Annotated in this window: 11 protein-coding genes; 7 read left to right on the top strand and 4 right to left on the bottom strand. The window is 40.7% G+C overall.

Annotation, left to right across the window (positions count from 1 at the left end; all coding sequences use genetic code 11):
• Nucleotides 1-10 precede the first annotated feature (10 nt).
• Nucleotides 11-1,681 carry a formate--tetrahydrofolate ligase gene (locus QM408_RS04515; RefSeq protein WP_042751243.1) on the bottom strand — a complete coding sequence of 557 codons (1,671 nt, stop codon included), beginning with the start codon at nucleotides 1,679-1,681 and terminating at the stop codon, nucleotides 11-13.
• Between the two features lie 226 nt (nucleotides 1,682-1,907).
• On the opposite strand from QM408_RS04515, the gene coaB reads away from it, so the two are divergent.
• The 5 genes from coaB (at nucleotide 1,908) to QM408_RS04490 (ending at nucleotide 4,934) form a co-directional block, all read left to right on the top strand.
• The gene (gene coaB, locus QM408_RS04510) at nucleotides 1,908-2,597 is read left to right on the top strand and encodes a phosphopantothenate--cysteine ligase (RefSeq protein WP_042751244.1); all 690 of its coding nucleotides are present in this window, start codon (nucleotides 1,908-1,910) and stop codon (nucleotides 2,595-2,597) included.
• 11 nt (nucleotides 2,598-2,608) lie between these two features.
• Nucleotides 2,609-3,160 carry a phosphopantothenoylcysteine decarboxylase gene (gene coaC / locus QM408_RS04505; protein WP_414373764.1) on the top strand — a complete coding sequence of 184 codons (552 nt, stop codon included), beginning with the start codon at nucleotides 2,609-2,611 and terminating at the stop codon, nucleotides 3,158-3,160.
• Nucleotides 3,144-3,707, top strand: coding sequence for an ECF transporter S component (locus QM408_RS04500; RefSeq protein WP_004254189.1), 564 nt, complete (start codon nucleotides 3,144-3,146; stop codon nucleotides 3,705-3,707). Before coaC ends, QM408_RS04500 begins: the two co-directional genes overlap by 17 nt.
• Nucleotides 3,708-3,879: 172 nt before the next feature.
• Nucleotides 3,880-4,407: an ECF transporter S component gene (locus QM408_RS04495; RefSeq protein WP_020902812.1), complete on the top strand. Its 528-nt coding sequence runs from the start codon at nucleotides 3,880-3,882 to the stop codon at nucleotides 4,405-4,407.
• 11 nt (nucleotides 4,408-4,418) lie between these two features.
• The gene (locus tag QM408_RS04490; RefSeq protein ID WP_020902811.1) at nucleotides 4,419-4,934 is read left to right on the top strand and encodes a transcription repressor NadR; all 516 of its coding nucleotides are present in this window, start codon (nucleotides 4,419-4,421) and stop codon (nucleotides 4,932-4,934) included.
• On the opposite strand, the gene QM408_RS04485 is transcribed toward QM408_RS04490, so the two are convergent.
• The 3 genes from QM408_RS04485 to QM408_RS04475 all read right to left on the bottom strand — a co-directional run bounded on the left by QM408_RS04485 (nucleotide 4,931) and on the right by QM408_RS04475 (nucleotide 8,439).
• Nucleotides 4,931-5,398 (bottom strand): 8-oxo-dGTP diphosphatase, encoded by a 468-nt coding sequence (locus tag QM408_RS04485; protein WP_000091556.1) that lies wholly within the window; start codon nucleotides 5,396-5,398, stop codon nucleotides 4,931-4,933. The two genes, QM408_RS04490 and QM408_RS04485, sit on opposite strands and share 4 nt — an antisense overlap.
• A gap of 22 nt (nucleotides 5,399-5,420) precedes the next feature.
• Nucleotides 5,421-7,409 (bottom strand): excinuclease ABC subunit UvrB, encoded by a 1,989-nt coding sequence (uvrB, locus tag QM408_RS04480; protein WP_023946885.1) that lies wholly within the window; start codon nucleotides 7,407-7,409, stop codon nucleotides 5,421-5,423.
• Nucleotides 7,410-7,485: 76 nt separating this feature from the next.
• The gene (locus tag QM408_RS04475) at nucleotides 7,486-8,439 is read right to left on the bottom strand and encodes a CPBP family intramembrane glutamic endopeptidase (protein WP_084927315.1); all 954 of its coding nucleotides are present in this window, start codon (nucleotides 8,437-8,439) and stop codon (nucleotides 7,486-7,488) included.
• A 170-nt stretch (nucleotides 8,440-8,609) separates the two neighbouring features.
• Between QM408_RS04475 and QM408_RS04470 the strand changes: the two genes are divergently transcribed.
• Together QM408_RS04470 and QM408_RS04465 are read left to right on the top strand one after the other, a co-directional pair.
• Nucleotides 8,610-10,775: an ABC transporter substrate-binding protein/permease gene (locus tag QM408_RS04470; protein WP_237446823.1), complete on the top strand. Its 2,166-nt coding sequence runs from the start codon at nucleotides 8,610-8,612 to the stop codon at nucleotides 10,773-10,775.
• Entirely contained in the window at nucleotides 10,775-11,515 is a 741-nt protein-coding gene (locus QM408_RS04465) for an amino acid ABC transporter ATP-binding protein (RefSeq protein WP_001096315.1), read from the top strand. Before QM408_RS04470 ends, QM408_RS04465 begins: the two co-directional genes overlap by 1 nt.
• The last annotated feature ends 135 nt before the right edge of the window (nucleotides 11,516-11,650 follow it).

The following is an 11,650-nucleotide window of genomic DNA, read 5'->3' as shown; positions in this document are numbered from 1 at the left end:
TTACAATATACTAGAACAAGCCTAATACTGTTCCATCGCTTTCAACATCCATGTTGAGAGCTGCTGGACGTTTTGGTAGGCCTGGCATGGTCATGACATCGCCAGTTAATGCAACGATAAAGCCTGCACCTAATTTTGGTACCAATTCACGAATGGTAATTTCAAAGTTTTCTGGTGCTCCAAGCGAATTTGGATTGTCTGAGAAGCTATACTGGGTCTTAGCCATACAGATTGGCAATTTGTCCCAACCATTTTGAACGATTTGAGCGATTTGTGTTTGAGCTTTCTTTTCAAAGTTCACTTTACTACCACGGTAGATTTCAGTAACAATCTTTTCAATCTTTTCTTGAACAGAAAGGTCATTGTCATACAAACGTTTATAGTTAGCTGGGGTTTCAGCGATGGTTTTGACAACTGTTTCGGCAAGTGCTACTCCACCTTCTGCACCATCAGCCCAGACACTAGCCAATTCAACTGGTACATCGATTGACTCACAAAGTTCTTTCAAGGCTGCAATTTCAGCCTCTGTATCAGATACAAATTCGTTAATAGCTACGACTGCTGGAATACCGAACTTACGGATATTTACAACGTGGCGTTTCAAGTTAGCAAAACCGGCACGCACCGCCTCCACATTTTCCTCTGTCAAAGCGTCTTTAGCCACGCCACCATTCATCTTAAGGGCACGAAGGGTTGCTACAATAACTACTGCATCTGGAGATGTTGGCAAATTTGGTGTCTTAATATCAAGGAATTTCTCGGCACCAAGGTCTGCACCAAAACCAGCTTCAGTAACTGTGTAATCAGCCAAGTGAAGGGCTGTTGTCGTTGCCAAGACAGAGTTACATCCGTGAGCAATATTGGCAAATGGACCACCGTGTACAAAGGCAGGTGTTCCGTAAATTGTCTGAACCAGGTTCGGCTTAATCGCATCCTTCAAGATCAAAGCTAAAGCACCTTCAATCTGCAAATCACCTACAGAAACAGGTGTACGATCATAGCGATAACCAATAACGATATTCGCCAAACGGCGTTTCAAGTCCTCGATGTCTGTTGCCAAGCAAAGAATTGCCATGATCTCTGAAGCAACTGTAATGTCAAAGCCATCCTCACGTGGAATACCATTTAGAGGGCCACCAAGCCCAACTGTTACATGGCGAAGAGCACGGTCGTTCAAGTCCACAACACGTTTCCAGAGGATACGACGTTGATCAATTCCCAACTCATTTCCTTGGTGTAAGTGGTTGTCAATCAAGGCAGAAAGCGCATTGTTGGCAGTCGTAATGGCATGCATGTCCCCAGTAAAGTGAAGGTTGATGTCTTCCATTGGCAGAACTTGGGCATAACCACCACCTGCCGCACCACCCTTAATCCCCATTACTGGACCAAGAGATGGTTCACGAATAGCAATCATGGTTTTCTTGCCAATCTTGTTCAAGGCATCCGCCAGACCAATGGTAATAGTTGATTTTCCTTCACCTGCAGGTGTTGGGTTGATGGCAGTAACCAAAATCAATTTTCCAACTGGATTGCTCTCAACTGCACGAATTTTATCAAAGCTGAGCTTAGCCTTGTACTTTCCATACAACTCCAAATCATCGTAAGAAATACCAAGTTTCTCTACAACATCAACGATTGGTTTTAACTCAATACTCTGTGCGATTTCAATATCTGTTTTCATTCAAAACTCCTCTAACCTCTTATATGATAATTCATTATAACACAAAACAAGATTTTTAACATCCTTAAACTCTCCAAACGTTCGTAAATATCCCTTATTTTTAAGGTTTTTAGAGTCCTTTCTTAAATTTTATATGGCTTTATAGTTTGAAACTATATTCTTTCCTTTTACCAAAAATTTATCACTTTCATTTTACTTACCGTTTATTTTTGTGTACAATAGTGCTATGAAAATTTTAGTTACATCGGGCGGTACCAGTGAAGCTATCGATAGCGTCCGCTCTATCACTAACCATTCTACAGGTCGCCTGGGCAAAATCATCACAGAAACTTTGCTTGCTGCAGGGCATGAAGTTTGTTTAATTACTACAAAACGAGCTTTGAAGCCAGAAGCCCATCCCAACCTAAATATTCGAGAAATTAACAATACCAAGGACCTTCTACTAGAAATGCAAGAACGTGTTCAGGATTATCAGATCTTGATTCACTCAATGGCGGTGTCCGATTACACTCCTGTCTATATGACAGGGTTTGAGGAAGTTCAATCTAGTTCCAATTTGGAAGAATTTTTAAGCAAGCAAAATCATCAAGCTAAGATTTCTTCAGCTGACGAGGTTCAGGTTTTGTTCCTAAAAAAGACACCCAAAATCATCTCTCTAGTCAAGGAATGGAATCCTGCTATTCATCTGATTGGTTTCAAACTGCTGGTTGATGTCTCTGAGGATTATCTCATCGAGATTGCCAGAAAAAGTCTTATCAAGAACCAAGCAGACTTGATTATCGCAAATGACCTGACTCAAATCTCAGCAAACCAGCATCGTGCAATCTTTGTTGAGAAAAATCAGCTTCAAACAGTCCAAACTAAAGAAGAAATTGCAGAACTCCTCCTTGAAAAAATTCAAGCCTATCATTCATAGAAAGGAAAGCTATGGCACATATTCTCTTGGCTGTAACAGGGTCTATCGCCTCTTACAAGTCGGCAGATTTAGTCAGTTCTCTAAAAAAACAAGGCCATCAAGTCACTGTCTTAATGACTCAGACTGCTACAGAGTTTATCCAACCTTTGACACTACAGGTACTCTCACAGAATTCCGTCCACTTGGATGTCATGAAGGAACCCTATCCTGATCAAGTTAATCATATTGAACTTGGCAAAAAAGCAGATTTATTTATCGTGGCCCCTGCAACAGCTAACACTATTGCAAAACTAGCTCACGGCTTTGCCGACAACATGGTGACCAGTACGGCTCTAGCCTTGCCAAGTCATATCCCAAAACTCATCGCACCAGCTATGAATACGAAAATGTATGATCATCCGGCAACTCAGGCTAATCTGAAAACATTAGAAAGCTATGACTATCAGCTGATTGCTCCTAAGGAATCCCTACTAGCTTGTGGCGACCATGGACGAGGAGCTTTAGCTGACCTCACAATTATTTTAGAAAGAATAAAGGAAACTCTCGATGAAAAAACGCTCTAATATTGCACCCATTGCTATCTTTTTTGCAACCATGCTCGTGATACACTTTCTGAGCTCACTTATCTTTAACCTTTTTCCATTTCCAATCAAACCGACCATTGTTCATATTCCTGTCATTATTGCCAGCATTATTTACGGTCCACGCGTTGGGGTTACACTTGGATTTTTGATGGGGCTACTTAGCTTAACTGTTAACACGATTACAATTCTACCGACAAGCTACCTCTTCTCCCCATTTGTACCAAACGGAAACATCTACTCAGCTATCATTGCCATTGTCCCACGTATTTTGATTGGTTTGACTCCGTATCTAGTTTATAAACTGATGAAAAATAAAACTGGTCTTATTTTAGCTGGTGCCCTTGGTTCACTTACCAATACAGTCTTTGTACTTGGTGGAATTTTCTACCTTTTTGGAAATGTCTTTGATGGTAATATCCAAAAACTCCTAGCAACCGTTATCTCAACAAATTCGATTGCCGAATTAGTCATTTCCGCAATTCTTACTCTAGCTATTGTTCCAAGACTACAGACTTTGAAAAAATAAAAACATCTCCACTTTCAAGCTTGAAGGTGGAGATGTTGCTCTATACAGTTTTTTTAGTGAAATCTTTACCAATATTTAATTTAAAATGGCCTATAAACTTAAGTAAATCCTTGCTTTATTGTCTTGTTTGTTATACTATACTAGTGTATATACAGTCAAAAAGGAGATTCTTATGAATACACGGAAAAAGACACAATTTATGACAATGACTGCCCTCTTAACGGCTATTGCGATTTTGATTCCAATTGTTATGCCTTTTAAGATTGTCATTCCACCTGCTTCCTATACTTTAGGAAGCCACATCGCTATTTTTATCGCTATGTTCTTGTCGCCCTTGATGGCAGTTTTTGTCATCCTAGCCTCTAGTTTTGGATTCTTGATGGCTGGCTATCCCATGGTTATTGTTTTTCGAGCTTTTTCCCATATCTTTTTTGGAACTTTGGGGGCTCTTTACCTACAAAAATTCCCCGATACCCTAGATAAACCAAAAGCTTCCTGGATTTTCAACTTTGTGTTAGCGCTTGTCCATGCCCTTGCTGAAGTATTGGCCTGTGTCGTTTTTTATGCAACTTCGGGTACCAATGTAGAAAATATGTTTTATGTTCTATTTATACTAGTTGGATTTGGCACAATTATCCATAGTATGGTAGACTATACATTAGCACTAGCTGTCTATAAAGTGCTTCGAAAACGCCGTTAAAAGGAAAAGCTATGACAAAAGATCGCAAACAAGCCCTGCTCCAACTCTTGAAAGAAACTCCTAAAGCCCTCAATGGCCAAAGTTTAGCTGAACATTTTCATGTTACACGCCAGGTCATTGTACAGGACATTGCAATTTTAAGAGCCGATGGCGCTCCTATCCTATCCACCAATCGTGGCTACGTCTATAAGCAAATTGAAACCAACCCTTATGTTCACAAACTTTTCAAAGTGAAACATGAAGTTGAAGAAATCGGTCAAGAACTCCTTGCTATCGTTGATAATGGTGGACGTGTTCAAAATACCTTGATTGACCATCCCGTTTATGGAGAAATCGAAACCTTGCTGAAACTGTCTTGTCGCAGAGATGTGCAACATTTTCTAGAACAAGTCGAGCATTCAGATTTTAGACCTCTGTCTGAATTGACAGATGGCATCCATTACCACCTAGTCGAAGCTGAAACACAGCAAGACCTCCGCTATATCGAGGAGGCCTTGGATCAGCTAGGTTATTTAGTAAAAGACTAGAAGATTTTCTTCTCCCAATCATCTTCTGTACGGCGAGGGTAGAAAAACTCTGATTTGTCAGGAGCTTCCATCATCTCCATCAAGGGTAACATATCATAGGCCAGATCCAAGTTTGGAATCTGGTCTTTTTGCACCCAAGAAACTTCTCCTTCATCTGAAGAGCGAAGGCTACCAGAGAACTCAGTCGCCTTATAACAAATGACAATATAGCGCCCACCTGTATCTAGTGGCCAATTTTTAATGCCGACAAGTTGAGGATTTTGGATAGTCAATCCTGTTTCTTCGTAGATTTCACGAATGACAGACTCCGCAAAAGCCTCACCATTTTCAACATGACCTCCAGGAAAGGCATAACCAGACCAGCGATTTGTTTCAGGAGAGCGATACTGCATAACCACGCGCTGAGTTTCGGGGTCTTCAATCAGACAAATGTTTGTTAAAATTGTTAATTGGGAACGGGACATATTTTCTCCTTTAGATACTATTCTAATCCAACGCCTTGACTTCCAGCATCATATCACGAATCTGAGCTGCGAGTTCAAAGTCAAGCACTTCGACAGCTTCTTGCATTTGTTTTTCTAGTTTCTTGACGAGGTCTTTGCGTTCTTGTTTATTAAGGCTATTAATATCGACTTCCTTGTCCTCTTCCTTAGCAACTGCCTTGGTCACAGCAATAAGATCACGGATTTCTTTCTTGATGGTTTGAGGTACGATACCATGCTCTTCATTATAAGCCATCTGGATTTTCCGACGGCGGGCAGTTTCATCAATGGCACGTTGCATAGACTGAGTCATCGTGTCCGCATACATGATGACATGTCCTTCGCTGTTACGGGCAGCACGTCCAATAGTTTGGATTAAGCCACGTTCGTTACGGAGGAAGCCTTCCTTGTCAGCATCTAGAATGGCTACGAGACTCACTTCAGGTACGTCAATCCCTTCACGGAGCAGGTTAATTCCGACCAAGACATCAAAGACACCCAAGCGCAGATCACGGATAATCTCCGTCCGTTCCAAGGTCTTGATATCCGAGTGCATGTACTTGACCTTGATACCCATTTCCTTGAAGTAGTCGGTCAAGTCCTCTGCCATTTTCTTAGTCAAAGTGGTGATAAAGGTTCGTTCATTCTTTTCAACACGGGCATTGATTTCACCCAAAAGGTCATCAATCTGTCCCATAGTCGGACGGACTTCTACCTCTGGATCCAAGAGTCCTGTTGGACGAATGATTTGCTCAATCACTGTCTCGGTCTGTTCATTTTCATAGTCACCAGGTGTCGCTGAAACGTAAACAATCTGATGAACGTGACTCTCAAACTCCTCCCGACGGAGAGGACGATTGTCCAAAGCTGATGGCAAACGGAAACCATAATTAACCAGCATTTCCTTACGCGAACGGTCACCATTGTACATACCTTTGATTTGTCCCATAGTCATGTGACTCTCGTCAATCATAATCAAGAAATCATCTGGAAAGAAGTCGAGAAGCGTATAAGGTGGCTCACCTTCGCTACGGCCATCCATATGGCGTGAATAGTTTTCAACCCCATTTGTATAGCCCATCTCGCGCAGCATTTCGATATCGTACTCTGTCCGCTGCTTCAAACGCTGAGCTTCAAGTAATTTGCCTTCCTTCTCAAAGACAGCTAACTGCTCCTCCAACTCTGCCTGAATCTTGGCAATAGCCACTTCCATATGGTCGTCATTGGTCACAAAGTGAGTAGCTGGGAAAATCGCCAAATGATCCACTTCTCCCAATACCTGGCCTGTCAGAGCCTCAACCTCACGGATACGGTCAATCTCGTCTCCGAAAAACTCCACTCGAAAGGCATGTTCATCACGGGAAGCAGGGAAAATCTCCACTACATCCCCACGCACACGAAATCTTCCCCGTTGGAAATCAATATCATTTCGCTCAAACTGGATATCCACCAAGTCATTTAAGAGTTTATCACGAGAAATTTCAAGACCTGGACGGAGACTAACGACACTATCAGCGTATTCCTTGGGCGAACCCAAACCATAAATACAAGAGACAGAGGCAACGACAATGACATCATTACGCTCCAAAAGAGCCGAAGTCGCTGAGTGACGAAGCTTGTCAATCTCGTCATTGACAGAACTATCCTTCTCAATATAGGTATCGCTAGAAGGGACATAGGCTTCTGGCTGGTAATAGTCATAGTAGGATACGAAATACTCAACAGCATTTTCAGGGAAAAATTCCTTAAACTCCCCATAGAGCTGTCCTGCCAGAGTTTTATTGTGGGCAATGACCAGAGTGGGTTTATTGACTTTGGAAATAACCTGACTCATGGTATAGGTCTTCCCTGTTCCAGTCGCCCCCATCAGAATCTGAGCTTTTTCGCCACCCTCTATATTATCAACCAATTGCTCGATAGCTTGGGGTTGATCTCCTGATGGTTGATATTTTGATACTAGCTTAAATTGATTATCTGTAATACGATTGATCATAAGAATCCTCTCTCCGTGTGCTATTCCTATTTTAGCATACTTGTAGCATTTTCACGAAGAAAAGGACAGACCGAAGTCACATCCTTTCATTTTCTTTCTTTAATTGATGAGCGAGATAGAAAATCAAAAGTAACAAGACTAAACTTGTCATGATAGAACCTTCTATCCCAAAAGAACCACCTGATAGCCAGGCTTGATTTCCTTGTGGTAAAAAGGTCATCAGAGATGTTCCTGATGGTTGACCACTAACTAAAATCCCAAAGAGATTGCCCTGAGCAAAATTCCAAGCGCCATGAATACCTGCAACACCCCAAACTGTATCGGTTTTGAGCAGGTAAAGAGACATGGCAACTCCAAATAAGAAGAGATTCACTAGAGATAGAGGTGTTAAACCAGAATTCCCCATATGAAGCAGGGTAAAAAATATGCTAGATATGACAACAGCAAGTTTTAAATTGGTTCTTGAGGCCAATTGAGGAAGGAGCCAAGCACGGGACACCACTTCTTCTGCTGTCCCCTGTAAAATCCAAAATGGGATAGAAAAGACAACAAAGAAAAGCGAATAAGGATTCAAGCGAATGGACTCCAAACGATATTGCCCCAAGGCTACCAAACCTAACAAAGTAAGGAGAAAAAGAGTCAGACCTATGCCAAATCCTTTCAGAAGATTGCTGAGAAAATTCTCTCTATAAAATCCCAAGGTTCGAATAGGTCTTTTCTCAACTTTTTTAGTCCATCTGAACACAGTATTGAGAATAAAACCAAAAGACAGCAATTCTAAAATTAAATGAAAGTCACTTGATTTATCCGTCAAGCTCGCATGCAAAGTCTGCAAGTAGCTTGCAAGATTTTGACCAGCCTCTCCAAAATTTCTAGCAAGTCCGATGAGAGCAAACAAACTAATACCATACAGAGTATAAGCCACAAACTCTCCTATGAAGACAAAAGCAAAGGCTAACAAGGGGCTTGTGTAAATGTTTAAACTCATTTTTGAAGCTTGGAAGTCTTTAAATATTCTTTTGTTCTTCATATCCCTGTCCTCTTTTCTTCTATATATACTATTATTATAGCACTTTTTAATAGCAATTCAAGAAAGAAAAGAAAAAACAATGTTACATTTTCTGACACAGAAATATAAAAATTTGCCTTTTTTTACTTTTTCTGATATAATGGGAAAATATTCGGAAAAGGAGACTAAAAATGAAGAAAAAATTTCTAGCATTTTTGCTAATTTTATTCCCAATTTTCTCATTAGGTATTGCAAAAGCAGAGACGATTAAGATTGTGTCTGATACCGCCTATGCACCTTTTGAGTTTAAAGATTCAGATCAAACTTATAAAGGAATTGATGTTGACATTATCAACAAAGTCGCTGAGATTAAAGGATGGAATATTCAGATGTCCTATCCTGGATTTGATGCAGCGGTAAATGCGGTTCAAGCTGGTCAAGCTGACGCTATCATGGCAGGGATGACAAAGACTAAAGAACGTGAAAAAGTCTTCACCATGTCTGATACTTACTATGATACAAAAGTTGTCATTGCAACTACAAAGGCACACAAGATTAGCAAGTACGACCAATTAACTGGCAAAACCGTTGGTGTTAAAAACGGAACAGCCGCTCAACGTTTTCTTGAAACAATCAAAGATAAATACGGTTTTACTATTAAAACATTTGACACTGGTGATTTGATGAACAACAGCTTGACTGCTGGTGCTATCGATGCTATGATGGATGACAAACCTGTTATCGAGTATGCCATTAACCAAGGTCAAGACCTCCATATTGAAATGGATGGTGAAGCTGTAGGAAGTTTTGCTTTTGGTGTGAAAAAAGGAAGTAAATACGAGCACCTGGTGACTGAATTTAACCAAGCCTTGGCTGAAATGAAAAAAGATGGAAGTCTTGATAAAATCATCAAGAAATGGACTGCATCATCTTCTTCAGCAGTGCCAACTACAACGACTGCAGCAGGTCTAAAAGCAACTCCTGTTAAAGCTAAATACATCATTGCCAGTGATTCTTCTTTTGCACCTTTTGTGTTCCAAAACTCAAGTAACCAATTTACTGGTATTGATATGGACTTGATTAAGGCAATCGCTAAAGACCAAGGTTTTGAAGTTGAAATCACCAACCCTGGTTTCGATGCCGCTATCAGTGCTGTTCAAGCTGGACAAGCTGATGGTATCATTGCTGGTATGTCTGTTACAGATGCTCGTAAGGCAACTTTTGACTTCTCAGAATCCTACTACACTGCTAATACTATCCTTGGTGTCAAAGAATCAAGTACCATTGCTTCTTATGAAGATTTGAAAGGGAAGACAGTCGGTGTTAAAAACGGAACCGCTTCTCAAACCTTCCTAACAGAAAATCAAAGCAAATACGGTTACAAAATCAAAACCTTCGCTGATGGTTCTTCAATGTATGACAGTTTAAACACTGGTGCCATTGATGCCGTTATGGATGATGAGCCTGTTCTCAAATATTCTATCAGCCAAGGTCAAAAATTGAAAACTCCAATCGCTGGAACTCCAATCGGTGAAACAGCCTTTGCCGTTAAAAAAGGAGCAAATCCAGAATTGATTGAAATGTTCAACAACGGACTTGCAAACCTTAAAGCAAACGGTGAATTCCAAAAGATTCTTGACAAATACCTAGCTAGCGAATCTTCAACTACTTCAACAAGCACTGTTGACGAAACAACTATCTGGGGCTTGCTTCAAAATAACTACAAACAGCTCCTTAGCGGACTTGGTATCACTCTTGCTCTAGCTCTTATCTCATTTGCTATTGCTATTGTTATCGGGATTATCTTCGGTATGTTTAGCGTTAGCCCCTACAAATCTCTTCGTGTGATCTCTGAGATTTTCGTTGACGTTATCCGTGGTATTCCTTTGATGATTCTTGCAGCCTTCATCTTCTGGGGAATTCCAAACTTCATCGAGTCCATCACAGGCCAACAAAGTCCAATTAACGACTTTGTAGCTGGTACCATTGCCCTATCACTCAATGCTGCTGCTTATATCGCTGAAATCGTTCGTGGTGGTATTCAGGCCGTTCCGGTTGGCCAAATGGAAGCCAGCCGAAGCTTGGGTATCTCTTATGGAAAAACCATGCGTAAGATTATCTTGCCACAAGCGACTAAATTGATGTTGCCAAACTTTGTTAACCAATTCGTTATCGCTCTTAAAGATACAACCATCGTATCTGCTATCGGTTTGGTTGAACTCTTCCAAACTGGTAAGATTATCATCGCCCGTAACTACCAAAGTTTCAAGATGTATGCAATCCTTGCTATCTTCTATCTTGTAATTATCACACTTTTGACTAGACTAGCGAAACGCTTAGAAAAGAGGATTCGTTAATGGCAAAATTAAAAATTGATGTAAATGATTTACACAAGCACTATGGAAAAAATGAGGTTCTAAAAGGAATCACAACTAAATTCTATGAAGGAGATGTTGTTTGTATCATCGGTCCTTCAGGATCTGGTAAGTCGACCTTCCTCCGTAGCCTTAATCTTCTAGAAGAAGTTACGAGCGGTCACATCACTGTGAACGGCTATGACTTAACTGAAAAAACAACCAACGTTGACCACGTTCGTGAAAATATCGGAATGGTGTTCCAACACTTTAACCTCTTCCCTCATATGTCTGTATTGGACAACATTACTTTTGCTCCTATCGAGCACAAGTTGATGACTAAGGAAGAAGCTGAGAAATTGGGAATGGAGTTGCTTGACAAGGTTGGGCTAGCAGATAAAGCTAATGCTAACCCAGATAGCCTATCAGGTGGTCAAAAACAACGTGTGGCCATCGCTCGTGGACTAGCAATGAATCCAGACATCATGCTCTTTGATGAACCAACTTCTGCCCTTGACCCTGAGATGGTTGGAGACGTACTAAACGTTATGAAGGAATTGGCTGAACAAGGAATGACCATGATTATCGTAACCCATGAGATGGGATTTGCCCGTCAAGTTGCTAACCGAGTTATCTTTACTGCAGATGGCGAATTCCTTGAAGACGGAACACCTGATCAAATTTTTGACAACCCACAACACCCACGTCTGAAAGAGTTCTTGGACAAGGTATTAAACGTCTAAACGCAAACTGTAAGGATTTCCTTGCAGTTTTTTTCTATCTCGTATTGGATTTTTTGATTTTTAGGAAAATTATGTTAGAATTAAGTTTATGAAATGAGGTTTCCTCATACCTAGCAAGACTAGGAATAAAATAGA

The sequence above is a fragment of the Streptococcus mitis genome, from assembly GCF_047464965.1.
Taxonomy (GTDB): domain Bacteria; phylum Bacillota; class Bacilli; order Lactobacillales; family Streptococcaceae; genus Streptococcus; species Streptococcus mitis_DU.
Note: the sequence above shows the minus strand (reverse complement) of the source record. Positions and strands in the feature narration are given on the sequence as shown.